General features: G+C 62.4%; 21 protein-coding genes. 4 read left to right on the forward strand and 17 right to left on the reverse strand.

Annotation, left to right across the window (positions count from 1 at the left end):
- Window positions 1–35 precede the first annotated feature (35 nt).
- From preA to L0U81_RS27185, 3 genes are all read right to left on the reverse strand, one after another.
- Entirely contained in the window at window positions 36–1,346 is a 1,311-nt protein-coding gene (gene preA / locus L0U81_RS27175) for an NAD-dependent dihydropyrimidine dehydrogenase subunit PreA (RefSeq protein ID WP_233808043.1), read from the reverse strand.
- Window positions 1,347–1,408: 62 nt separating this feature from the next.
- Complete coding sequence (locus tag L0U81_RS27180) at window positions 1,409–2,758, reverse strand: NAD(P)-dependent oxidoreductase (protein WP_233808044.1); 1,350 nt, start codon at window positions 2,756–2,758, stop codon at window positions 1,409–1,411.
- Between the two features lie 115 nt (window positions 2,759–2,873).
- A complete protein-coding gene (locus L0U81_RS27185; protein ID WP_233808045.1) occupies window positions 2,874–4,151 on the reverse strand; it encodes a Zn-dependent hydrolase in 1,278 nt (425 codons plus the stop codon).
- A gap of 409 nt (window positions 4,152–4,560) precedes the next feature.
- Here L0U81_RS27185 and L0U81_RS27190 point away from each other — a divergent pair, with 409 nt between their 5' ends.
- Window positions 4,561–5,253 carry a TetR/AcrR family transcriptional regulator gene (locus L0U81_RS27190; RefSeq protein ID WP_233808047.1) on the forward strand — a complete coding sequence of 231 codons (693 nt, stop codon included), beginning with the start codon at window positions 4,561–4,563 and terminating at the stop codon, window positions 5,251–5,253.
- Between the two features lie 29 nt (window positions 5,254–5,282).
- Here the strand turns inward: L0U81_RS27190 and L0U81_RS27195 are convergent, their stop codons facing one another.
- The 8 genes from L0U81_RS27195 to L0U81_RS27230 all read right to left on the reverse strand — a co-directional run bounded on the left by L0U81_RS27195 (window position 5,283) and on the right by L0U81_RS27230 (window position 13,659).
- Window positions 5,283–5,936 (reverse strand): nucleotidyltransferase family protein, encoded by a 654-nt coding sequence (locus L0U81_RS27195; protein WP_233808049.1) that lies wholly within the window; start codon window positions 5,934–5,936, stop codon window positions 5,283–5,285.
- Entirely contained in the window at window positions 5,933–6,991 is a 1,059-nt protein-coding gene (locus L0U81_RS27200) for an XdhC family protein (protein WP_233808050.1), read from the reverse strand. The genes L0U81_RS27195 and L0U81_RS27200 overlap by 4 nt, the downstream gene beginning before the upstream one ends.
- Window positions 6,992–7,001: 10 nt before the next feature.
- The gene (locus L0U81_RS27205) at window positions 7,002–8,210 is read right to left on the reverse strand and encodes a vWA domain-containing protein (RefSeq protein ID WP_233808051.1); all 1,209 of its coding nucleotides are present in this window, start codon (window positions 8,208–8,210) and stop codon (window positions 7,002–7,004) included.
- Complete coding sequence (locus tag L0U81_RS27210; RefSeq protein WP_233808052.1) at window positions 8,204–9,097, reverse strand: AAA family ATPase; 894 nt, start codon at window positions 9,095–9,097, stop codon at window positions 8,204–8,206. Before L0U81_RS27210 ends, L0U81_RS27205 begins: the two co-directional genes overlap by 7 nt.
- A gap of 15 nt (window positions 9,098–9,112) precedes the next feature.
- Window positions 9,113–9,733, reverse strand: coding sequence for an SRPBCC family protein (locus L0U81_RS27215; protein ID WP_326489888.1), 621 nt, complete (start codon window positions 9,731–9,733; stop codon window positions 9,113–9,115).
- A gap of 86 nt (window positions 9,734–9,819) precedes the next feature.
- Entirely contained in the window at window positions 9,820–12,231 is a 2,412-nt protein-coding gene (locus L0U81_RS27220) for an aerobic carbon-monoxide dehydrogenase large subunit (RefSeq protein ID WP_233808054.1), read from the reverse strand.
- A 16-nt stretch (window positions 12,232–12,247) separates the two neighbouring features.
- Window positions 12,248–12,769: a (2Fe-2S)-binding protein gene (locus tag L0U81_RS27225; protein WP_233808055.1), complete on the reverse strand. Its 522-nt coding sequence runs from the start codon at window positions 12,767–12,769 to the stop codon at window positions 12,248–12,250.
- 23 nt (window positions 12,770–12,792) lie between these two features.
- The gene (locus L0U81_RS27230) at window positions 12,793–13,659 is read right to left on the reverse strand and encodes an FAD binding domain-containing protein (protein WP_233808057.1); all 867 of its coding nucleotides are present in this window, start codon (window positions 13,657–13,659) and stop codon (window positions 12,793–12,795) included.
- A gap of 358 nt (window positions 13,660–14,017) precedes the next feature.
- Here L0U81_RS27230 and L0U81_RS27235 point away from each other — a divergent pair, with 358 nt between their 5' ends.
- Window positions 14,018–14,821: a LytTR family transcriptional regulator DNA-binding domain-containing protein gene (locus L0U81_RS27235; RefSeq protein WP_233808059.1), complete on the forward strand. Its 804-nt coding sequence runs from the start codon at window positions 14,018–14,020 to the stop codon at window positions 14,819–14,821.
- Window positions 14,822–14,846: 25 nt separating this feature from the next.
- Here the strand turns inward: L0U81_RS27235 and L0U81_RS27240 are convergent, their stop codons facing one another.
- Window positions 14,847–16,112, reverse strand: coding sequence for an MFS transporter (locus L0U81_RS27240; RefSeq protein WP_233808061.1), 1,266 nt, complete (start codon window positions 16,110–16,112; stop codon window positions 14,847–14,849).
- A 294-nt stretch (window positions 16,113–16,406) separates the two neighbouring features.
- Here L0U81_RS27240 and L0U81_RS27245 point away from each other — a divergent pair, with 294 nt between their 5' ends.
- A complete protein-coding gene (locus tag L0U81_RS27245) occupies window positions 16,407–17,549 on the forward strand; it encodes a DNA-binding protein (RefSeq protein ID WP_233808070.1) in 1,143 nt (380 codons plus the stop codon).
- A gap of 578 nt (window positions 17,550–18,127) precedes the next feature.
- On the opposite strand, the gene L0U81_RS27250 is transcribed toward L0U81_RS27245, so the two are convergent.
- Window positions 18,128–19,138 (reverse strand): GDSL-type esterase/lipase family protein, encoded by a 1,011-nt coding sequence (locus L0U81_RS27250; protein WP_233808072.1) that lies wholly within the window; start codon window positions 19,136–19,138, stop codon window positions 18,128–18,130.
- A 614-nt stretch (window positions 19,139–19,752) separates the two neighbouring features.
- On the opposite strand from L0U81_RS27250, the gene L0U81_RS33860 reads away from it, so the two are divergent.
- Window positions 19,753–19,974 (forward strand): molybdopterin cofactor-binding domain-containing protein, encoded by a 222-nt coding sequence (locus L0U81_RS33860; RefSeq protein ID WP_442793461.1) that lies wholly within the window; start codon window positions 19,753–19,755, stop codon window positions 19,972–19,974.
- Between the two features lie 604 nt (window positions 19,975–20,578).
- Here the strand turns inward: L0U81_RS33860 and L0U81_RS27265 are convergent.
- From L0U81_RS27265 to L0U81_RS27280, 4 genes are all read right to left on the reverse strand, one after another.
- Window positions 20,579–20,791, reverse strand: coding sequence for a hypothetical protein (locus tag L0U81_RS27265; RefSeq protein ID WP_233808074.1), 213 nt, complete (start codon window positions 20,789–20,791; stop codon window positions 20,579–20,581).
- 193 nt (window positions 20,792–20,984) lie between these two features.
- Complete coding sequence (phaP, locus tag L0U81_RS27270) at window positions 20,985–21,650, reverse strand: TIGR01841 family phasin (RefSeq protein ID WP_233808082.1); 666 nt, start codon at window positions 21,648–21,650, stop codon at window positions 20,985–20,987.
- Between the two features lie 946 nt (window positions 21,651–22,596).
- On the reverse strand, window positions 22,597–23,178 hold the full coding sequence (locus L0U81_RS27275; protein ID WP_233808083.1) for a hemerythrin domain-containing protein: 582 nt from the start codon (window positions 23,176–23,178) through the stop codon (window positions 22,597–22,599).
- 47 nt (window positions 23,179–23,225) lie between these two features.
- Window positions 23,226–23,423, reverse strand: a complete 198-nt coding sequence (locus tag L0U81_RS27280; protein WP_233808085.1) for a hypothetical protein — start codon at window positions 23,421–23,423, stop codon at window positions 23,226–23,228.
- Window positions 23,424–23,436 lie beyond the last annotated feature (13 nt).

Here is a 23,436-nt window from a genome sequence, read left to right on the forward strand (position 1 = left end):
ACTTGAACGCTCGTTGAGGGTGGGGCCGCGGTCTTTCAGGCCGCTTTGGCCGCTTGTAGTGCATCGGTCGCTTCTGGTGTGTCCGCAATGACTCGCGCCGGATTGTTCGGATGCGTCGTCCAGTTCGCGTACTCGCCGCTATCGACACGCTCCATCGTGATGCATTGCTCGACCGGGCACACATGCATGCAAAGATTGCACCCGACGCATTGCGCATCGATCACTTCGAAATGACGCTTGCCGTCTTTTTCACGCGTGATCGCCTGGTGCGACGTGTCTTCGCAGGCGATATGACAGAGGCCGCACTCGATGCACTTGTCCTGATCGATGCGCGCCTTGATGTCGTACTTGAGGTTCAGATACTTCCAGTCGGTGACGTTCGGCACGGCGCGGCCACGAATCTCGTCGAGCGTCGCGTAGCCTTTTTCGTCCATCCAGTTCGACAGGCCGTCCGCGAGATCGGACACGATGCGAAAGCCGTAGTGCATTGCCGCCGTACACACCTGCACGCTGCCGGCGCCCAGCACCATGAACTCGGCCGCATCGCGCCACGACGAAATGCCGCCGATGCCCGAAATCGGCAGATTCGGCGTTTCGGGATCGCGCGCGATTTCAGCGACCATGTTCAGCGCAATCGGCTTCACGGCGGGACCGCAGTAGCCGCCGTGCGTGCCCTTGCCATCGACGGTCGGCATCGGCGCCATCTGGTCGAGATCGACGGCGACGATCGAGTTGATCGTATTGATCAGCGACACGCCGTCCGCGCCGCCCTTGTAGGCGGCACGCGAGCCCATGCGGATGTCGCTGATGTTCGGAGTGAGCTTCACGAGGCACGGCAGCTTCGTGCCTTGCTTCACCCAGCGCGTGACCATCTCGACATACTCGGGCACCTGGCCGACAGCCGAACCCATGCCGCGCTCGCTCATCCCATGCGGACAACCGAAGTTCAGTTCCACGGCATCGGCGCCCGTGTCCTCGACGAGCGGCAGAATCCATTTCCAGTCGCGCTCATTGCAAGGCACCATCAGCGAGACGATCAGCGCGCGGTCGGGCCAGTCGCGCTTGACCTCCCTGATTTCGCGCAGGTTGACGTCGAGCGGACGGTCCGTGATCAGTTCGATGTTGTTCAGGCCCGCCATGCGCTGGCCGTTCCATTGCACCGCGCCGTAACGCGAACTGACGTTGACCACATGCGGATCGAGCCCGAGCGTCTTCCACACGACCCCGCCCCAGCCCGCTTCGAATGCGCGGTTCACGTTGTAGGCTTTGTCGGTCGGCGGCGCGGAGGCGAGCCAGAAAGGATTCGGCGAAGTGATGCCGGCAATCGTGCAGCGTAGATCGGCCATGTTCGGCTCCGTGGGGATTCGCTTTTCAGGTAACGTTGCGTGCGTTGGCGTGCGTTCGGGTTTCAGGCCGCCTTGACGGCGGCGAGCGCGAAGGCCGCATCGATCGATGCCGCCGCGAGCTTGCCGTCCTGCACGGCCTGCACGGTCAGATCGACGCCGCCCGATGCTGCGCAATCGCCGCCCGCCCAAACGTTGACCAACGACGTACGCATGTCCGCATCGACCGCAATGCGGCTTTGGTCGAGCGTCAACAGTTCGCGATCGAGCCCGACGGGTACCAGCGTCTGCCCGATTGCTTTGAGCACCATATCGGCTTCCACTGTGAAGCGCTCCGCGCCGCGGCCATTCACAGCGCGTTCGAATTCGACGCCGGTCACCGATCCATCGCTGCCGATCAATCGCACCGGCTTCGCATGTGTGACGAGCGTCACGCTCTGCTTCTGCGCGAATTCGCGCTCGGCCCATGTCGCGCTCATCGATTCGACGCCGCGCCGATACACCATCGTCACGCTCGTCGCGCCGAGCTTGCGGCTTTGCACGGCCGCATCGACAGCCGTATTGCCGCCGCCGATCACGATCACGCGGCGCCCGACCGGTACCGTCGAAAGATCTTTCGCCTGACGCACCTGCTCGATGAAATCGACGGCGTTCATCACACCATCGAACGACTCACCTTCGAGTTCCAAAGCGCGCACACCCGCGAGTCCGACGGCAAGAAACACGGCATCGTGTTGCTGCCGCAACGTATCGAGCGTGGTGTCGCGGCCCAATGCGACGCCAGTCTTCAGCTCGATACCACCTACCGACAACAGCCATTGCACTTCCCGTTGCGCGAAGTCATCGACGGTCTTGTAGGCGGCGATTCCGTATTCATTGAGGCCGCCGCCTTTATCGCGGGCGTCGTAGATCGTCACGCGATGACCGGCCACCGCAAGACGATGCGCGCACGCGAGTCCCGCCGGCCCGGCGCCGACGACGGCCACGTGGCGTCCGCTGGCCGCTGCGCGTTTGAACTGCACGGCATCGCGCGCCATCGCCCAGTCCGTTGCATGACGTTGCAACGCGCCGATCGCCACGGGCTGCGCGTCCTGATGATTGCGCACGCAGGCGCCTTCGCAAAGGATCTCCGTCGGGCACACGCGCGCGCACATGCCACCCAGGGGATTCGCGGAAAGAATGTCGGTGGCAGCGCCCTTCAGATTGCCGTTGCCGATCTTGCGGATGAAGCCTGGAATGTCGATCTGCGTCGGACAGGCCTGCACGCACGGCGCGTCGTAGCAGTAGTGACAGCGGCTCGCAGCCGCGGCGGCGGCCGTCGGGTCGAGCAGCGGTGCAATATCGGCAAATTCGCACGAAAGCTGTTCGGACGACAGACGGTGCGCGGCGATGTCGCCGGTTTGCTTGATGGCCATACACGTTCCTTCGTCAAAGTGAGGACGTCGCCGTGCCTGCCGGCTTCGCGTGATCGAAGCCGGGACGGCGTGTTTTATGGGTGAAGCGTTGCGGCGCTACCGCTTCATCGAGCGCTTACGGGGTGCTCTCGCAAGCGCGTTCCAGCATCGCGTGCAGCAATACGTTCGCGCCAGCCTCGATCCACTCGGGCGTCGCGTCTTCGACTTCGTTGTGACTGATCCCATCCACGCAGGGCACGAACACCATCGACGTCGGCGCGACTTGCGAGAGATAGCACGCGTCATGACCCGCGCCCGACACCATGTCGCGATGTGAATAACCGAAGCGTTCGGCAGCGGCGCGCACGGACTTCACACACGCCGCGTCGAACTTGACGGGCTCGTAGTAAAAGATCTGTTCGAGCTCGGTTTCGAGGCCGATGCCGCCTGCAATCTTCGCAACACCCTCGCGCAATTCGGCATCCATCTTCGCGAGCACGGCATCGTCCGGATGACGGAAATCGACCGTGAAGAACACTCGGCCCGGAATCACGTTGCGCGAGTTCGGATGCACCTGCATCATGCCGACCGTCGCGCACGCGAGCGGCGCGTGCGCGAGCCCGATACGGTTCACGAGATCGACGACGCGCGCCGCACCCAGCAATGCGTCCTTGCGGCGCGGCATCGGCGTTGGGCCCGCATGCGCTTCCTGGCCCGTTAGCGTGATCTCGTACCAGCGCTGACCTTGCGCATCGGTGACCACACCGATCGTCTTCTGTTCGGCTTCGAGTATCGGACCCTGCTCGATATGCAATTCGAACGCCGCGTGCAGCGGATGGCTGCCACACGGCACGTTGCCCGCATAGCCGATCCGTTCGAGCTCTGCGCCGATCGTCTTGCCGTCGACGTCCTTGCGAGAGAGGCCGTAGTCGAGCGTAAAGACGCCCGCGAACACGCCCGACGCCACCATCGCGGGCGCAAAGCGCGAGCCTTCTTCGTTGGTCCAGATCACGACTTCGATCGGATGCGCGGTTTCGATGTTGCGGTCATTGAGGCTGCGAATCACTTCGAGCCCGCCGAGCACGCCGTAGATGCCGTCGAAGCGCCCGCCGGTGGGTTGCGAGTCCGCATGCGAGCCCGTCAGCACAGGCAAGGCATTCGGGTTCGTGCCCGCGCGCCGCATGAACACATTGCCCATCTGATCGACGCTCACCGTGCAGCCCGCCTCCTTCGCCCAACTAACGATGAGGTCGCGCCCTTGCTTGTCGAGATCGGTGAGCGCGAGACGACAGACGCCGCCCTTCTTCGTTGCGCCGATCTTCGCCATCGTCATGAGGCTATCCCACAGCCGATTGCCGTTAATCGTGATCGACGTATCTAGTCCTTGTTTCAACGCTTCGGATACCGCATTCATTCGTCTTGCTCCTCTGGATCAACACGCCTTGCAGTCCAAATGCGAGACACTGTGCATGGCCTCGCGACGAAGTGAAACTGGTGCATCGGTGGCGCAGAAGGATTCACTTTTGGGCATCGATGCACACGAGGCGTGCATAGCGCAAATGCCTGAAGCGTCCGATTGATGCGTTGGTAAACCCTGGCCGTGATGCCTGCTTCGAATCCTGTCCGATTGGACAGGTTGTAGCTGATTAAAATCATCAAAGCAATGTCTTTTGTGCGCGCCGAAACAGTTCGACATAAGAGCGAGAAGCATGCCATTGCGATGCAGCATGTCTTTTTGCCCGAATGACAAGTCGGCGCGAACGGTTATGTCGATGCGCACGCGAGCGGCTAGAATAAAGCGCGACGCAGCACCGAGGCCCACGATGAAACACCACGACACAATGTTGAGCGAAACGGACAACGACGAAGCGGCACCGCCTTTGCGGCGTCGCAAGGCTCACATTCGCGAGAGCAACGAAGCCCATCTGCTCGCGTGCGCGGAGGCCGTGTTTGCGGAGCGCGGCTTCGAAGGCGCGAGCACGGCGATGATCGCCGAACGCGCGGGCTTACCGAAAGCCAACGTCCATTACTACTTCCCGACGAAGCTCGCACTCTATCGCCGCGTGCTCGAAAACCTGTTCGAAGACTGGCATCGGGCGGCGAATACGTTCGAAGGCAGCGACGACCCTGTCGACGCAATCGGCGGCTATGTGCGCGCGAAGATGGAATTGTCGCGGCGGCGGCCGCTCGGATCGAAGGTATGGGCAAACGAAATCATTCACGGCGCCGAGCACATGCAGGACATCCTCGCGCATCGCGTGAAGCCGTGGCTCGATACCCGCGTGAGGGTCATCGACGACTGGGTCGCGCGGGGCCTGCTCGCGAACGTGGATGCGAAAACGTTGATGTACATGATCTGGGCCACGACGCAGCACTACGCGGATTTCGATGTGCAGATACGCGCGCTCAGCGGCAAGCGTGCGCTGTCGCAAAAGGCGTTCGATGCGGCCACTGAGCAGGTCGTGCAACTTGTGATTCGCGCGTGCGGCGCGAGGTCTCCGTCAGCGAAGATCTAGCGTTGAATTCAGGTCCCGTGCAGGCAGTGTCACGTTAAAGCGTTCGCGCCGCCGAGTCGGGCAAGGACGTTCGCATAGTCCTCCGGCGTGTCCATATCGAGCGCGAAACGATCGTGGGCAGCGGCGTGAATGAACACCTCGTCGCGATGCTCCTCGATCAGTTTTCGACATCCCGGATTCACGTGACCACTGACGACTTCGGCCGCATAGCTTGCGGAAAACACCACGGGGTTGCCGCGTCGTCCGTTGCAGAACGGCACCAGAATCGAGCCCCGTGGCATCGCGGCGAACGCGTCGATCAACTCGCGATAGTCGGCGGTATCGAGAAGCACCTGATCGGCCAGACACACCATCACGACGTTGCAGGGCGCGCTCAGGGCGGCCACGCCGACCGCGACGGAAGTCATCTGCCCTTCCTCATAGCGCGGATTGTTCCGGAACGTCACCGGCAGCCCGTCGAGCGCTTCCATCACCGCCCGGCCGCCGTAACCGGTGACGACCACGATTTCGACAGGCCCCGCCCCCGCCAGCGCGCTCACGGTGCGTCTGACGGCCGGCTGACCGCCGATCGGCAGCAGCAGCTTATGCCGGCCCTGCATCCTCGACGACAGACCGGCGGCAAGCACGACCGCCGAGAACGCCGGCGGCTCGCGGCACGCGGCGCTCTGCCCCGCGTCGTTCACGTCTTCTCCAGATGGGCTTTGGTCTGGACGATCGCCAGATATTTCGCGGGCTGGCGCTCGAACTCCTGCTTGCAACCGTCGCAACAGAAGTAGAAACGCTCGCCGCCAAAGTCGAGCACATGTTTGGCCGACGCGATGTCGATCTCCATCCCGCACACGGGATTCAGATAACGCGCGAGCGGCGCGCCAGCCTGATTGGATGCTTCGCACGGCGACAACGGTGGCACCGTTTCACCGCAGGCATCAGCCTGTGCATCGGCCCCGGCAGCGGCGGCCTCTTCCAGCTCGCCGCGCAACGCGACCAACCCGGCGACCGCGCCCAACGCGATCTCTTGCGGCGTGTGCGCGTGAATGTGCGGACCCGCGGGCGCATGCAGCGCTGCCAGACGCTCCGGCGCGATGCCACGCACGCGCATCGTGTCACGCAACCGGTCCGCTTTGCGCTGACTCGCGACCAGCAGCACGGCAGCGGCCGTGCTGCGCAAGGCTGATTCGAGCGCCTCTTCGTCGCCGTCGCCCTGAGTGGCGACCAGAACCAACAAGGGCTTGATCGCCTCGAACGCGGCCACCTCGAAACCTTGCAGGACGCGCGGCAGACCCAACGCCGCCAACGGCGCGGTCACGTTCGCCGCCGCGCACACGCGCAGGCCCATCCGCTGCACCAGCACGCAGGCTTCGAGCGCAGTGGGCGTCGAGCCCAGTACCAGCACCGCGGGCGCGGGCAGCGTCGGTTGAATGAACAGTTCGAGCGCGCCATTGCTGGCACACGGCATCGCATGCGCTTCGACGTCCGCTTCCGCACGGTCGGGCTCGTTGCTGATGCGTATGCGCTTTGGCCGGCCCGCGCGGATCGTCTGTTGCGCGGCCTCGATCACAAGCGCGCGCGAGCAGCCGCCGCCGATCCAGCCGTGCAGTGTGCCGTCGTCTTCGACCAGCGCCTGCGCGCCCACCCACGCCGAGGTCGGCGGCGCCGCGCGTATCACGGTCACCACAGCGAACGGCCGCGCCTGTTCGATCAGCCGTTGTTCAAGTTGGAGAAGGGTCTCGGTGCTCATCGCGGGATACTCATTGCAGAATCGTCAACACCCGGGGCAGCACGCGCTCGAGGCTCGTCAGGTCGCGCGCGCCGGCCAGCAGGTCGATATAAGGGAGCGCCGCCTGCATGCCGGCGCTGGCCGGCGTGAAATCGGCGCGGCTCGCGAGCGGATTGAGCCACACGAGACACCGGCAACGGCGCCGCAGCGTGGCGAGCGCTTGCCGCAGACGTTCGGGCTCACCGGCATCGTAGCCGTCACTGACCATCACGACCGCCGTGCGCGAATGGAGCAGCCGCCTCGCGTGCTGCCGGTTGAATTCATCGACACTGTCGCCGATGCGCGTGCCGCCCGCCCAACCCGCCGACAGCAGTTGCAGCCGCTCCTGCGAACGCCACGGGTCCGGGTCGCGCAACGCCTGTCCGATGCCCACCAGCCGGGTGTGGAAGATGAAGCAATGCACGTCGGAAACCCGTGCGCTCAGTACGCGGGCGAGTCGCAGATAGAAAAAACTGTACAGGCTCATCGAGCGGCTCACGTCCAGCAGCAGCACGATGCGCGGCCGCAGCCGCCGCTTGCGGCGCCAGCCGAGATCGAGCGGCAAGCCGCCATGCGACACGCTGCGGCGGATCGTCCACCCGATGTCGATCGTGCGGCCACTGCACGCGCGCCGTTCGCGGCGCACCGCAATGCCTTGCAGGCGCTGAGCGAAACGGCGGATCGCCGCATCGATCGCGAATAGTTCGTCGGGCTGATGCAAATGGCGGAAATCCGCGTGCGCCAAAGACTCTTCCCACGCGGCGCCCTGCTCGGCCGTCCTGCCGTTTGGCTGCGCCGCGCTGGCCCCGCGCCCCGCCGCAAGTGAAAGCGGCGTGCCCTCGCTACCGTCGCGCGCTCCTGCGCTCTTTGCCATGTCGATGCGGCCCGCGCCGCCGGCCCGCGTTTCGACCAGACTGCGCCGATTCGGCACGAAAAAGTAAGCGTCGAACAGTTCGTCGAAGCGCCGCCACTGCTGCGCATTCGAGCACAGCAACGCGCGCAGGCTCCAGCGCAACACCTCGCTGTCCAGTTGGCCCATGCGCAACGCAACGTCCATCGACGCAGCCACGTCACTGCTGGTGACGCGGAAATCGTTCGCGCGCAACCAGCCGGCAAAACCCGTATAGCGGGTTACCAGCGCCTCTTCGAGGGCCGAGGGCGAGCGGGCTCGCGCGGCGGTGCAGTCGATCCCGGTCAGCATGACGCCACCAGTCTTTCGACGACGGGCCGCGTGAGGCCCGCCTGGTCCTCGCGGGTTTTGACCAGCGCGGCGAGCGAATCCATGATCCGATCGACGCCGTCCGCATTGATCGAACTGACGCCGAGGCGCAGCAACGCGGCGACCCAGTCGAGCGTTTCAGCCAGCCCCGGTTTCTTTTGCAAATCCATTTGCCGTACCGACTGGACGAATTCGACGATCTGCCGCGCGAGCTTCTCCGGCACCTCGGGGATCTGGCTGCGCACGATCAGCAATTCTTTTTCGAAGCCCGGGTAGTCGACGTACTGATAGAGGCAGCGACGGCGCAACGCGTCGGAGATTTCGCGCGTACCGTTGGACGTCAGAACGACGAACGGCCGCTCGTTGGCACGAATCACGCCAAGTTCCGGAATCGACATCTGGAAGTCGGACAGCAACTCCAGCAGATAGGCTTCGAACGCCTCGTCGGTGCGATCGATCTCGTCGATCAGCAGCACCGGCGCAGGGGTCGTCGTGATCGCTTCGAGCAGCGGCCGTTTGAGCAGATAGCGCTCCGAGAAAATGTCCTGTTCCTTGTCCGGAATCGGCCGCCTGTCCTGTTCCAGCAGTTTGATCGCCAGCAACTGGTGCTGGTAGTTCCATTCGTAGAGCGCCGAATGCGCGTCGAGACCTTCGTAGCATTGCAGGCGAATCAGCCGCGTATCGAGTAGCCGCGCGAGCGCCTTGGCGACTTCCGTCTTGCCGACTCCGGCCTCGCCTTCGAGCAGCAATGGCCGGCGCATTTCCATCGTCAGCAGCAAGGTCGCGGCAAAGCTGCGCTCGCAAATGAAGCCCTGCCGCGCAAGCCGAGCCTGCAGCTCGACGACGTCGCCCATGCGGTCGCTGGCCATGATCGCTGCCCGGCCTTAAGCCGTCTTGCGGGAAAAAAGCCCGCGTAACCAGTCGCGCACCACGGCCCACGCGAGCGCGAGGCCATTCAGTTCGGGAGGCGGCGCGTTGACGTCCGATGCGGCAGCAGGCGGCTGCGGCTCGCCTGGCGTGGTGCTGACCGGCGCCGCTTCAGGCCGTGGCTGCGAGCTTTGCAGCCGCGCCGCAAAGTTCGCCACGAACTGCTTGAGCATCTGCTCCGACACCGGGCCCATCAGCCGGCCACCGAGGGAAGCGGCCTTGCCGCTCATCGTCACCTCGCTCTTGCCCACCAGCTCGCAGGCCTCGCCGCTGGCCTGCACGGCGGCAACCAGATCCATCGACGCCGCCGAGGTGCCGGTCGTGTCCGCGCCCTTGCCGGTCAGATGCAAGCGGCGCGCCGCCGCGTCGAGCTCCACCACCTCGATATCGCCTTTGAACGACATCACAGCCGGCCCGAGCCGTACCGTGATCGTCCCTTTGTAGTGCGTGGCGTCGACGCGTTCGGTAATTTTCGCGCCCGGCATGCAGCCGGCCACGGCCTCGATGTCCTGCATCAGTTGCCACGCGTTATCCGCCGTGGCGGCCAGCGGAAACACCTTTTCCAGTACGACTTTCATCGATGCCCCCATCGCATGTATGTGCGTGCGCCCCGCGGTGCGGGCCTTCAGCACCGCGGCCTTTGCGTCGCCGACGCGCGTCGCGATCACTGCCGCGTGAGCCCCAGCGCGCGGCATTGCTGCCAGACGCGATACGCGTTGTGCGGCATGTTCATATGCGTGACGCCCAGATGGGCGAACGCATCGACCACGGCGGCCGTAAAGCACGGAATGGAGCCGACGTGCGGCGACTCCGCCACCCCCTTTGCGCCGATCGGATGATGCGGCGAAGGCGTCACCGTGAAGTCGGTCTCCCAGTGAGGCGTTTCGACCGCCGTCGGCACGAAGTAATCGAGCAGCGTGCCGCCCAGCAGATTGCCGGATTCGTCATAGGGCAGTTCCTGACCCATCGCGACCGCAAATCCCTCGGTCAAACCGCCGTGGATCTGCCCTTCGATGATCATCGGATTGATTCGCGTACCGCAATCGTCGAGCGCATAGAAGCGGCGCACCTTCGTTTCGCCGGTATAACGACTCACATCCAGCACGCATACGTACGCGCCGAACGGGAACGTGAAGTTGGGCGGGTCGTAATAATCGACTGCCTCCAGCCCCATTTCCATCCCCTCGGGCACGTTGTTATAAGCCGCCCACGCGACTTCCTTGACGGTCTTGAACTGGCCGGGCGAGCCTTTGAGCACGAAGCGGTCGAGATCGAACTCGACGTCGCCGGGGCTCGCTTCGAGAAGATGCGCGGCGATGTGCCGGGCCTTCTCGCGAATCTTGCGCGACGCGCGCGCGACCGCGGCGCCCGCGACCGGCGTCGAACGCGAGCCGTAGGTACCGAGCCCATAGGGCGCGGTCGACGTGTCGCCCTCTTCCACGGTAATCACCGACGCCGGAATGCCCGCCTCGGACGCGATGATCTGCGCGTAAGTGGTCTGGTGGCCCTGACCTTGCGTGATCGTGCCCATCCGCGCGACCGCGGAGCCGTCGGGATGCACGCGGATTTCGCACGAGTCGAACATGCCGACGCCGAGGATGTCGCACATCTTCGACGGCCCGGCGCCGACGATCTCCGTAAAGTTCACGACACCGATGCCCATGAGCCATTCGGCGGTCGGGTCCGCGCGCCGCGCGGCCTGCTCGGCACGTAGCGCCGGATAGTCGACGGCGGCGAGCACTTTCTTCAGTGCCGGCTCGTAATCGCCCGAATCGTATTCGAGCCCGAGCGGCGTCGTGTACGGGAACTGCTCCTTGCGGATGAAGTTGCGCAGACGGATTTCGGCCTTGTCGATGCCAAGCTTTTGCGCCAGCACGTCGACCATCCGCTCGATCAGATAGACCGCCTCCGTGACCCTGAACGAGCAGCGGTACGCAACACCACCCGGAAACTTGTTGGTATAGACACCGTCCACCGACACGAACGCGTTCGGAATTGCATAGGAGCCCGTACAGACGTGGAACATGCCCGCGGGCCACTTGGTCGGGTCGGCGCATGCGTCGAACGCGCCGTGGTCCGCGGTCACCTGCACGCGCAGCGCCTTGATGTGGCCGTCGCGATCCGCCGCGAGTTCGCCGGTCATGTGATAGTCGCGCGCAAATGCGGTGCTGCTGAGGTTCTCGGCACGCGACTCGATCCACTTGACCGGCCGCCCCAGCACGATCGACGCGACGATCGACGTCACGTAGCCCGGATACACGCCGACCTTGTTGCCGAAGCCGCCGCCGATATCCGGCGAGATGATGCGGATCTTCGATTCGGGGATCGTCGAGAGCAAACCCACCACCGTGCGCACGACGTGCGGCGCCTGCGATGTGATATAGACCGTCAGATCGCCGCGCGCCTTGTCGAACGACGCGACGCAGCCGCAGGTTTCGAGCGGGCACGGATGCACGCGCGGGTACAGCATGGTCTGCTCGACCGTGACCTCCGCGTTGTCGAACACGCGGTCGGTCTTGTCCCGGTCGCCGATCTGCCAGGTGAAAATGTGGTTCGGATGCTTGCGCGCGCCATGCGCGCCGGCCTGCTTGTCCTGAATGTCCTCACGAATGACCGGTGCGTCGGCGGCGAGCGCCGCGAGCGGATCGATCACCGCCGGCAATTCCTCATACTCGACCTCCACCAGTTCCGCGGCGTCCGCGGCCACATAGCGGTCGTCGGCGACGACGAACGCGACTTCCTGGTTCTGGAAGCAGACCTTCGTGTCGGCCAGCACGGCTTGCACGTCGCCGGCGAGCGTCGGCATCCAGTGCAGCTTGAGCGGCTTCAGGTCGTCCGCGGTCAGAACCGCGTGCACGCCTGGATGCGCGAGCGCGCGGGACTTGTCGATGCGCTTCACGCGCGCATGCGCATAGGGACTGCGCACCATCACGCCGAACAGCATGCCCGGCATTTTCACGTCATCGACGTAGGTGCCCTTGCCCTGGATGAAGCGCGGGTCCTCGCGGCGTTTGCGCGAGCAGCCCATGCCCTCCAGCGCGGCGAGACGGTCGAGATTGGTGTCGAGATTGCCCATCACGTTCTCCCGGTCGTCAGTGGGTATCCGCTGTCATCAACGGATGCGATGTTTCCACCGCTTCGCCCCGCAGCTTGCGCGCCGCGTATTGCACCGCCTTCACGATGTTCTGATAGCCCGTACAGCGGCATAGATTGCCCGCCATCCAGTAGCGGATCTCTTCGTCGCTCGGCGAGGGGTTTTCCCGCAACAGTCGATAGGCACGCATCAGCATGCCCGGTGTACAGAAGCCGCATTGCAGCCCATGCTCCTGCATGAAGCCCTCCTGCAGCGCATGCAGTTCGCCGCCTTGCGCGAGGCCTTCGACGGTCAGCACCTCGGCGCCTTCCGCCTGCACCGTCAGCAACGTGCAGGACTTGACCGACATGCCGTTGAAATCGACCGTGCAGGCGCCGCAATGAGATGTCTCGCAGCCGATGTGCGGTCCGGTGTGCAAACACTTTTCGCGAAGCGTATGAATCAGCAGTTCGCGAGGCTCGACGATCACATCGGTTTCCTTACCGTTCAGCTTGAACGACACGACGGTTCTGTTGGTCATCTCACGGTCTCCAGGAACGGATTTCAGTGTGCCGCCCGCGCGAAAGCGGTCGTCAGGGCCCGGCGCGTCATCTCGCCCGCCATTGCCGTCTTGTAGTCGATGTCGCCGCGCAGATCGGCGACCGGCGCGCAGACTCCCATCGCCAGCCGGGCGGCTTCGGCGATCGCTGGCTCATCGAGCGGTTTGCTCTGCAGGTACTGCTCCGCATCGAGCGCGCGGATGGCCTTGTCGGCGACATTCGTCAGCGCGATTCGCACGGCGCTGACTGTTCCCGCGCTCGCGCGCAGCGTCACGGCCGTGGCCGCCGTCGCGAAGTCGCCGGTCTTGCGCTTGAGCTTCGCGTAGCAATAGCCGGTGCCCGCCGGCGGCGTCGGGATGCGGATTTCCGTCATGATTTCGCCGGGTTCGAGCAGCGTCGCGTAAGTGCCAAGAAAGAAGTCGTCGGCCGACACGATGCGCTCGCCGTGTTCGCCCGCCAGCACGAACGAAGCGTCGAGCGCCATCATCAGCGCGGGGTGGTCGTTGCCCGGATCGGCATGCGACAGGTCGCCACCGAGCGTGCCGCGGTAACGCACCTGAGGATCGGAAATCTGCCGGGCGCCCTCCACGATCACCGGACACTTGGTCTGCAACAGTTCCGACCAGATCAATTCGTTCTCGGTGGTCATCGCGCCGATGCGGATCTCGCCGTCGGCTTCCCGAATGCCTTTGAGTTCCGCCAGCTTGCCCAGATCGATCAGATGACCGGGATCGGCGAAACGCAGCTTCATCATCGGCAGCAGACTGTGGCCGCCGGCCAGCACCTTCGCCTGCGCGCCATACTCGTTGAGCAGCGCAATGGCCTCCGGCAAGGTGCTCGGAGCGTGGTATTCGAATGGGCGAGGGATCACACGGGCCTCCTTGTCGTCATGCACCTGCGAGCGGGCGCTTCATCGACGCAATCAAGGATTTCACAATGCAATGCAGCAATTCAACGCGATTTCCCGAACGGTGGTTCGTGAGCGTCAACTACCGGAAAACGGACCTGAAACCCGGCTCTCGCGAACGATCCGGCCCTTGCGCCATCCTTCGCACGCGCGCCGGGCGGGACCATTTCGCGGATTGCGGCGGCATTCCAATGCCGCTCGCCTGAACGACGGGTTTACCTGCGTGAACGCCCGGGAAATTTGCGCGAAAATCGGCACACACCTACCCGGAAAGTCCCTCCGCCACAGAGCGTGAACAGCGCATAAAGACAGGAGACCCAACGTGAAACCTTCTGAGCCCGCGGCTGCGCTCGCGCGCGAGCGCCGCGCGGAAACGTTCCAGCACAAGCTCGAGCAGTTCAATCCGGGCATTGTCTGGCTCGATCCACAGGGCCGGGTGACAGCGTTCAACGACGTCGCGCTGCAAATTCTGGGTCCGGCCGGCGAACAATCACTCGGCGTTGCGCAGGACAGTCTGTTCGGCATCGACGTCGTGCAGTTGCACCCGGAAAAGAGCCGCGACAAACTTCGCTTTTTGCTGCAGTCGAAGGACGTGGGCGGTTGTCCCGTCAGGTCGCCGCCGCCGGTGGCGATGATGATCAACATTCCCGACCGGATCCTGATGATCAAGGTATCCAAGATGACGGGCGCCGGGGGCGCCTGCGGCACCTGCATGATCTTCTACGATGTCACCGATCTGACCACTGAACCGTCCAGCCCGTCGGCGGGCTCCAACACGGCTTTGCCGCGCCGCCTTTTCAAAATTCCCGTGTACCTCAAGAACCGCGTGATTCTGATCGATCTGAAGGACATCGTGCGTTTCCAGGGCGACGGTCATTACACGACGATCGTCACGAAAGATGAGCGCTATCTGTCCAATCTCTCGCTGGCCGATCTCGAACTGCGTCTGGACAGCGGCATCTACCTGCGGGTTCACCGCAGCCACATCGTGAGCCTTCAGTACGCGGTCGAACTGGTGAAGCTGGACGAAAGCGTCAATCTCGTGATGGACGACGCGGAGCAGAGCCAGGTGCCGGTCAGCCGATCGAAAACGGCGCAACTGAAGGAACTCCTTGGCGTGGCGTGAGATGCCGAGCGGCATCCGCGCCACTTCACGATCCGCGAGCTGCCGCTGCCCGTGCCCTGCCCGACTTCAAGCGCCAGTTCGCGAGCGCGCCGAGCGCCATCAGCATGCTGGTGCCGAGAAACACCGCGCGCATTCCGACGTGTCCGCCGACGAAACCGCCTAACAGCGGCCCGGCCACCTGTCCCGCGTACTGCGACGACACCGAGTACCCAAGAATCGCACCCGTCACGCTCGCCGGCACATGGTGGCGGATCACGCTCGCGATGCACGGCAACAGGCCGCCCAGTGCCATTCCCATCAGGAAACGCAGCACGATCAGTTGCCAGCTCGCGGTGACGAACGCCTGCGGAACGAGCAGCGCCGCCGCTACGGCGAGGCAGCCGATGAGCACGTTCCAATGCCCGACACGATCGGCGAACCTGCCCAGCCGCGTTGAGGAGATCACGCTGCCGAGCGCTGCGCCCGACATCACGAAGCCCGCGACCATCGTCACGCTTTGAGGCTTCGTGAGCTGGGCGACGTAAACGGTGATGATGGGCTCGATCGACATGTTCGCGACCATCAGCAACAGACCCGTGGCAAGCATCGCGATAGCCGGCCCCTTGTCGTCCACCAATGCCCAAGCGCCCTGCTTCCGTGCGTTGTCCGCGCGCTTGCGGACCGGCGTTTCGCGGATCATGAACGCCGTCGCGAGAAAGGCGACGAAGATCGCCGCGCCCGATGCCCAGAAAGTCGCGCGAATGCCGATCAGCGGCGGCAGGAAACCGCCCAACAGCGGGCCGACCAGATTGCCTGCCATGATCCCCGACGACAGAACGCCGAGCGCCCAGCCCGAACGCGACTTCGGCGTCTGCGTCGCCACGAGGATCATCGAGCCCGACGCATATCCGCCGAGCAGCCCCGCGAGCAGCCGCAACGCGACCAGTTGCCAAGCCGAGTGCGCCATGCCGATCAGCGACATCGCGGCCGCCATGCCAAGGCTCGAACGGATCAGCATCAGCTTGCGGCCGTAGAGGTCCGCGAGCTTGCCCCACAGCGGCGCGACGAGCGCAGCGCTGAAAAAAGTCGCCCCGAACGCGGCGCCCGACCACTGCACGATCGCCGCATGGTCCGTCACGCCGAGCTGCTCGACGTAGAGCGGCAGGAACGGCAGCAGCAACGTCATCGCGACGATGGTCGTGAACGAGCCGAACACGCACACGCAAAGGTTGCGCTGCCAGTGCGCGGCGGCTTCGTCGTCGGCCGGCGGGGCGGCCGTGGCGGCCGATGGTACGTCGAGCTTGCGATTCATCTTCGCGACTTTCCATGGTGGTGAGCGTCGGTTCACGCTCTCCCGGGCATCGTAACGGGCTGCCGCGCCATCAGGCAGTCAACCCATCATCCTGGTATCGTTGCTACCTCTTCGGGAGTCGCGCGGTCGCGGCGCAATCCCATGAATACCCCGCCGTAACCTCGGCTTTTCGACCGATTGACCGCCGGGCAGGTATCCGACAATTCGTAACGATACGAGGCGAGTCCCATAGCGCGGCGGCCTCCCGAACGACGAAACGGTATTCGTCACTACGTGCACTTTGCCGAGGCAGACATGTCAAGCAACATTACGATCACGGACGATCTCGTAGCCGAAATCGCCAACCGGATGGCTGACGAAGGCCAGAAGGTGTCTCCCGTAGCCATCTGGTCCGAAGTCCATACCGGTTCGGTGGTCGCGGTCGCCGCGGCATTGCGTAAATGGCGCGAAACGCGCGCCCCGCGGGTGCCGCAGGTCGTCGAACGTCCCGCTTTGCCCGAAACCGTGACGGACACGATGCGCGATGCACTCGACCGGCTGTGGACGTCGGCGCAGGACGAAGCTGAACGTGCAGTGGCGCGACGCCTCGCCGCGATGCGCCAACGTGTCGAGGATGCCAGCAACGAGCGCGACGATGCACTCGCGGAACTGCAAACCACCGTTCAGGAACTCGATGCGCTGCAAGTCCAGCTGGATCAGATGACGAGCGCTTACGACGAGAAGGTCGATGCAGCGGCGGTGCTCGAAGAGGACATCGCGCTCGCGGTGCAACGGACCGACGTAGCGGAAAAGCGCGCGCAGGAGCTTGCTGAGCGCGTTTCGCTCCTTGAAGCGGAACTGGCGAGCGCGGAGCGTGAAGCGTCCCCGCGGGAGGGGACCGACGCCGCGGGCGAGGACGAGTCGGCCGGGTCAGTCTCCGAAACGCTGGACGCTGCGCATTCGGAAGCGGTCGCTCGTCTTGAAGCCGAGCTCGATGCGATTCGCGCGGAGTTGCAGGCCGAACAGGAAGCGCATGCAGCCCGACGCGAAGAGGTCGAGGGCGCGCATGCTGAACGCGATGCCGCCACAGTTGAATTGCAGACTGCCCAGGCGCAAATCGCGACGCTGTCAGCCAGCTTGTCCGATGCGCAGGAGCGTGCCGAAGCCGCAGCGGCGAGCGCCGCCGAGTCGGGGTCGCCGGCAGGTATCGACTCGCAGGAGCTCGATGCATTGAAGGCGCAGATTGCGCGCGACGCGCAAGCGCATGCCGCCGCGATTGCCGAAGCCAGGGAGACCGTCAGGAAATGGGCCGACTACTCGAACGGCCTGAAGCAGCAACTGACTCAGGCGACCGAGAAAATGAAAACGATCAACGCTCACCTCGAGAATCAAGGCTATCGCTTCGACGAGACGACGGGTGCGGTGTCGAAGCTGAACGCCGAAAGCACGCCGGCGTGATCGTCCGGTGATGTGACCGCAGGCCGCTACACCGCCAACGGCATGATGCAGCTCGGGGCTACGGCGGTGTCCACGGGGTCTTCTCCGGTCGGCTCTGCGACTCTGACAGCGGCGTTCGCCACTGCGACCAATGTATTGACGATCACAGCGAAGCAGTGCGGTGGAGCGGCCGGAACCGCTGGCGTGACCAATATCACCGCGCGTCAGCTATCACTCGCGAAATCAATGGGTGAATCCGTGCTCGCAATCAGGCTTAGCATTGCTTGTGAGCATCCTGATCGCGAGAACTTGCATTGACATTCGGACAGCGGCGTTCGCCACTGCGACCAATGTATTGACGATCACAGCGAAGCAGTGCGGTGGAGCGGCCGGAACCGCTGGCGTGACCAATATCACCGCGCGTCAGCTATCACTCGCGAAATCAATGGGTGAATCCGTGCTCGCAATCAGGCTTAGCATTGCTTGTGAGCATCCTGATCGCGAGAACTTGCATTGACATTCGGTCGGAGTTTCAACCAGTTCAACTGGAGATGAAGAAAGAGTCAGGAACCCAAGGTTCCTGACTCTCTCCGCTCGCACTACCAGTTTTTTGACGTAAGAAATGACTTGACCTGCTGAGCGACTATCGCGTATCCCGCGTCGTTTAAATGGACCGTGTCGGAGCGCAGGGACGTGGGTGGGATGTTGTTTGCATGGTCCTGAACGTCTTGTGTGAGACTCGGGTTGTAAGAGCTGACCAGCGCGGACTCGACATCAATGAAATTGTCGGGAAATGTCGATTTCAGCGTAGCGTTAAGCTCGTCAATCTGCTGTGCGCCAGGTTGGCCCGCGTATTCGTAGCTGTATTCGCCCTTGATCACGGACAACACGGCAAAGTGCGTCGTGTATGGCTTTAGCCAGTTCACGATGGCCTTGGCGTCAGCGACAACGGTTGTCGCATTCGTATAGTTGTTTCGACCGACCCAAATGAGCGCGGTCCACGTGTCATATCCCTGCGCGTCGGCGACGAAGCTGGACCCCGCTGAACAGGCCACCGCCTGCCCGGTGGTATCGCGGGTGAACGTGTACGTTTCACTTGTAGAAGGAGGTCCGCCAGCCGCCGTGCGCTCAAGCACACCGTGAACGGAGCAGATTGTTCCTGGCACGCTTCGGGTCACATCGTCTGCGGGTGTCGAAAGCAGGCTGGTCGATAAGTTAGAGGCATTCACAGGCCCGCTCGACGGTATCGCATTGTTATCGAGCGTCATTGTTGACGACTCTGCCCCAATCCGTGCGGCGATCTGCGTTGAGGTCTGGCCCCCGACGCCGACGTTCACATAAGTTCGGTTATTGAGCAGAGCGGACAGTTGCGCTGGGTAGCCGCCGCCGGATGAGCCAACACCAAAGGTGAGACTGTCTCCCACAGCAAACAGGTTTGACGACGATACGGCCGGGTACTCAGTTCCGCCAGTCACGGGCGCGAAGTATTGTTCCGATGTGCCATTTCTGTCTGTCGTATAGAAAACCTTTGTGCCATCCGCACTGAAACTGGGCGACGTGTTATTCCCGATGCTTGTGATTTGGGTCGTAACATTAGTGCTTGTGTCCACGACAAATACTTGATATTTGCCAGAGACCAACTGTGAATATGCCCCATAGTGGCCGCTTGTAGCAGTTGGAGTGAGCGTAGCTGGAGTTGTCGCAGACGGAGAGCCGGTCGTCGAACTTCCGGTCGGCGAACTACCGCCCCCTCCACAAGCACCTAGGATTAGTGCGGTAGCAAACGCCACCAGGAGCGATTGTCTTCTGTTCATGGTTATTCCTCGGGTCTTTATGATTGTTCTTCTTGCGGTTGTTTGTTCTCGACTCCAAACTTGCAGATCTAATTGTTTCCTTACGCTCACTTATTAATCCGCCAAACTCAAGCCTGGATTGACCGTGGTTCGCCCATCATGAACTGGCTCGCAACTCACTGCGCGGTCTTCTCTATATGTTTGTTTCTGGAGTTACCATCGATATGGTCGATGAACTCTGGCAAATAGCGGTGATGCACCAGGAATATCAGTCGGTGGGTAGATCCATTCCGACTGACCGATCGAACGTGTGTATGCCGATGCCTCGCCAGAACATTTGTAAAGTAGTAGCGGCGCATTTCAACCGTCGGCTGGATCAGGAGCGCTGCTTGTGCGAATCAGAGCTGTGAGGAAGTCTGTCCAAAACGACGATGAGCGGGCAGATGGTGAATCCGGACGGCGTGCGCAATCAGATCGAAGGCGGGATCCTGCAAACCTCGAGCTGGACGCTCTATGAGGAAACCCATTTCGACCGGCAACGCATCACGAGCTTCGACTGGAGCACTTACTCGATGATGCGCTTCCCGTCCGTGCCCAAACGCGTGGACGTGCTGTTGATAGACCGGCCTGGCCTGCCGTTCATCGGTGTTTGAGAAGCGGCGCAAGGTCGGGCCCGTTGCGGCGCTCGCGAATGCGATCGACGACGCAACCGGCGTGCGGATCCGCGACTTGCCGTTGCTCGGTCCGAAGGGAAAGAACGCGCTCAAGGCATGAGGTTTCATGAGGGCTTTTCCGGTGGATCTTCTTTGCGTAGCTGCAATAGATGTGTATCCCACTGACGTCGTTCGTCGAACGGCGGAGAGGACGAAATCGCTGCCCGGTTCGAGCAGGAAGCGTCGATGGCGTCCAGCAGTTTCTGCAGCCTTTGTTGCTGCCTCGGCAAAAGGCCCGTCGTTGCCAGTGCCTGAAGTACTCGCCCCCGCCAATAAGTTCTGGAAAAGAGAGAATCGGCTCCTTGCGCACCCAGCGCCTGCTCGAGGTGGGCAATTGCAGGGTCGATATTGTGAAACGTGTATGGGCTAGGGTCACGACTTTCGTTTGCAGCGGACATCACATTGATCTCTGATTAATCCGGTTCTCATGCGCGGTTGCGCGTGGGTGAATGCCGCTATTCAGTCTTGTTGTTGTAACTTATATAACGACATCGACGCACGCCAACTTACAAAAAAACAGCCTGCTACGACTGCGTCACCGTTGCTACCCTTCCTTGCCGGGTGGAAACACCTGCCACGTGCCGTCATCATGATGGAAGAAGAACAGCCCGACTGGACCTTGCGGCCGCTGCGCCTCGACAAGGATGTAACGCCTGTGGCTCGCGTCCCGGTGGCCGAATCGGGTGAGCCGGACGGACGTCGCAGGCATCAGCCATTTTTCAACCGATGAACGCAGGGTCTTCTTTGCCGTCATCATGCGCACCTCCTGCAGTCTGTGGGCATCTTCGCGTCGATCCGCCGCATTCACGTCGATGTACCTGTGCATCCGGGAGTACGGGCGCTGCGCGCCCGGTGCTGAAACCACTTCAGGCAACCCGGACGGCCACTGCCAGCGAAGCTGGCGCGTGGCTCGTCCATGACTTTGACCGCGTCCGGTGGCGACGAAGCGATTACTCGTCGCTGGTTTCGACCGGCGCCGCGAGTTGTCGAACGCGCCTGGTGGAACTCGACGCCGCCACGCTGATATCGGTCTCCGCACTCGCGCCCGCCTGCTTCACGGCCTTCGTCGCAGTGTCATAGGCCGTATTCGCCGTCTCGATGAGCGTCGTGATGAACGTCTTCCATGCCGTCACAGCGGTTTCGCTTCCTGCGGGTGCAGTTTTCGCCAGGTTTTCGGCGTAGAGCTGCGCATCGTGTTGGTACTTCTTGAGCTGCGTTTCCGCAACCGCCAGAAATTCCGCTCGGGTGCCCGATGCAATTTCGTAAACCTGGCGCCAATAGGACTGTGCCTTTTCGATCGCAGGTTGTGCCTGGCTTGCCTGTTGCGCGATAAACGCGTGCGGCGCGCCCGCCTCAAACGCCCTCACCAAGGCGCCCTGACTTTCCGCGAGACCGGACTTCGCGGCTTGCAGAGTCAGCCCGGTGAGCTTCTCGACTGCATTGACGGTTTTGTTCAGGAAGTCGAACGTTGTATCGACATTCGCTTTCTGTACAGCGACGATTTGTTCCGGGGTAATACTGTTCATCACTAGCTCCATGGAAGATGCGGAATCGGCGTCTTTGAGCCGCATGCACAGAACATGGCTGTCAGCCACGAATAGTGCGGAACGGATCATTTGATGCGACGCAGCAATTTCATTCTAGGGTGGAGTGATCAAATGTCAATGACATAGCGGCTTGCATCGCGCGCGGCGGCAGCTGACAACGCGGAAAGCCTTTCTGTAAAAGGATGAACGACGTTATCAGTGAAAACCCTAGACCTTCGGAAAGGCCTAATCTTCAGAAAATTCAGGGTTAGCGCGACCTTGTGCAACGCGGCAAATCCTATAGAGTCATCCTCTTTCGACGTGCCGATTCAAAAGCGATGCAAAAGTGTGCGGATGCGCACATTCGGTCACGCGGCTGTCATGCCCGACCAGTAATGTCTCGCCGCGGAGTGAACAACGGGCCGTTGAAATATCTCTGAGAAAATAAAACTGAGAGATCCGAGGAATGAATCTGCATTTGCAACATATTGGCCATCTCGAGCGTAGCGTCGAGGACGACCGCCTGAGGCGCGCGTTCGCCGCGCGCCTTGACAGGGCATTCAAGCGAGCCCGAATCAGTTCAGCGCACGCAGCGAAGTGGTTAGGCGTAAGCGAATACGACGTGCAGTATTGGCGCAGCGGAATTACAGTGCCTCCGCTCAATGCGTGTACCCGTCTCGCCGCCGCTTTCGATCTCGACATTCACTGGCTCTGCACGGGGCAGACCCCCGACGTCCAGCGAGACTCCCTGCGAGCGTCCAGTTCGCCGGGGATTTAACACCAACGCGCGTCACGGTAACCGAGGAAATCCGTGCGGTTCCCCTCGGGCGATCTGGCGTCTCGCACGTCGGACCGTAGAACGCACGCTGTGTTTGCTAAAAACGCACTTCGCGCGTGGACGCGAAGTGGCGGCCGTATGGTTCAAAAATGACTACGCGAAGCTCGGGCAAGCGTCGTCGCTCGACATTAAAAGTTCGTTGCTCGAGGTATTCGCCCGAGCAGCGTGTCCGTGCGTTCGTTTAAACGGTGATTTTTCTTATTGAATCGTCCCGGAGACCGTACTGAAGATCAACGAGTACAAACGGTCCAATTCCCCTTGAATCTCGCTGCCGCTGAACGGATCGTGATTTTCGCCGAACACCTCGTCCAGTTCCATCCAGTCGGCCGCGGTCAGAAACTGCAACGCGGCCGGTAAAATCACTTCCTCTTCCAGCCGCCTGTGATGGCTGTAAAACGCCGCGTATTCTCCAACCAAGGCCCGCAGTGCCGGCGCCTCGGCAGATCCGCTCAGTTCATATCGGGTCAGCGCGCGTTCAAGATCACGTACCCGCGCTTCGCCTGCTACATGCTGCGCCTCCAGCTCTTCGATGACGTCGTCCAGTTCGTCCGTGCGCGTTCGCAAGCGCGCGAGCAGATATTTGTCTTCCTTGGGATGATGAATCTGCTCCGGATATTCCCGAATGTAGTAAAGCATGGCCCGCATCACCATCGGTTCGGGCGCATGCCCGCCTTCCGACAATGACTCGACATAACGGGCCATGCCATTGACCACCGCCGAAAGCTGCTGATGTTCGCGCACAATGGTCTGTACCGCCCGGCGCGCCGTTGGGTATTGCATGTGATCGCTCCTGAACGCCAAAGCTCCCGGTTCTGCACACCCGGGAACTAGTGAACCCTCCCGACCGATCTCAACACCGAGCGGCCTTGCGCAGTCAGCCGCCCATGCGCATATCCCGACGTGAGCTGTTCCAGCAAAACAAGTTGGCGCTCACACAGCGCGTCAAGATCGCCAGGATCGAAATTTTCCGAACTCGGGTTTGTCTCGAGCAGCATGAGCGTTGCGATCTCATGTGGACTGAGCATCGTCGTCTCCGTT

This window comes from Paraburkholderia sp. HP33-1, from assembly GCF_021390595.1.
Classification (GTDB): Bacteria; Pseudomonadota; Gammaproteobacteria; order Burkholderiales; family Burkholderiaceae; genus Paraburkholderia.

What these genes read in the sequence shown, in the direction of transcription:
- preA (WP_233808043.1), bottom strand. Translation starts at nt 1,346, where the DNA reads ATGGCCGATCTACGCTGCACGATTGCCGGCATCACTTCGCCGAATCCT.
- L0U81_RS27180 (WP_233808044.1), bottom strand. Translation starts at nt 2,758, where the DNA reads ATGGCCATCAAGCAAACCGGCGACATCGCCGCGCACCGTCTGTCGTCC.
- L0U81_RS27185 (WP_233808045.1), bottom strand. Translation starts at nt 4,151, where the DNA reads ATGAATGCGGTATCCGAAGCGTTGAAACAAGGACTAGATACGTCGATC.
- L0U81_RS27190 (WP_233808047.1), top strand. Translation starts at nt 4,561, where the DNA reads ATGAAACACCACGACACAATGTTGAGCGAAACGGACAACGACGAAGCG.
- L0U81_RS27200 (WP_233808050.1), bottom strand. Translation starts at nt 6,991, where the DNA reads ATGAGCACCGAGACCCTTCTCCAACTTGAACAACGGCTGATCGAACAG.
- L0U81_RS27205 (WP_233808051.1), bottom strand. Translation starts at nt 8,210, where the DNA reads ATGCTGACCGGGATCGACTGCACCGCCGCGCGAGCCCGCTCGCCCTCG.
- L0U81_RS27210 (WP_233808052.1), bottom strand. Translation starts at nt 9,097, where the DNA reads ATGGCCAGCGACCGCATGGGCGACGTCGTCGAGCTGCAGGCTCGGCTT.
- L0U81_RS27215 (WP_326489888.1), bottom strand. Translation starts at nt 9,733, where the DNA reads ATGAAAGTCGTACTGGAAAAGGTGTTTCCGCTGGCCGCCACGGCGGAT.
- L0U81_RS27220 (WP_233808054.1), bottom strand. Translation starts at nt 12,231, where the DNA reads ATGGGCAATCTCGACACCAATCTCGACCGTCTCGCCGCGCTGGAGGGC.
- L0U81_RS27225 (WP_233808055.1), bottom strand. Translation starts at nt 12,769, where the DNA reads ATGACCAACAGAACCGTCGTGTCGTTCAAGCTGAACGGTAAGGAAACC.
- L0U81_RS27240 (WP_233808061.1), bottom strand. Translation starts at nt 16,112, where the DNA reads ATGAATCGCAAGCTCGACGTACCATCGGCCGCCACGGCCGCCCCGCCG.
- L0U81_RS27245 (WP_233808070.1), top strand. Translation starts at nt 16,407, where the DNA reads ATGTCAAGCAACATTACGATCACGGACGATCTCGTAGCCGAAATCGCC.
- L0U81_RS33860 (WP_442793461.1), top strand. Translation starts at nt 19,753, where the DNA reads ATGAGCGGGCAGATGGTGAATCCGGACGGCGTGCGCAATCAGATCGAA.
- L0U81_RS27265 (WP_233808074.1), bottom strand. Translation starts at nt 20,791, where the DNA reads ATGATGACGGCAAAGAAGACCCTGCGTTCATCGGTTGAAAAATGGCTG.
- phaP (WP_233808082.1), bottom strand. Translation starts at nt 21,650, where the DNA reads ATGATCCGTTCCGCACTATTCGTGGCTGACAGCCATGTTCTGTGCATG.
- L0U81_RS27275 (WP_233808083.1), bottom strand. Translation starts at nt 23,178, where the DNA reads ATGCAATACCCAACGGCGCGCCGGGCGGTACAGACCATTGTGCGCGAA.
- L0U81_RS27280 (WP_233808085.1), bottom strand. Translation starts at nt 23,423, where the DNA reads ATGCTCAGTCCACATGAGATCGCAACGCTCATGCTGCTCGAGACAAAC.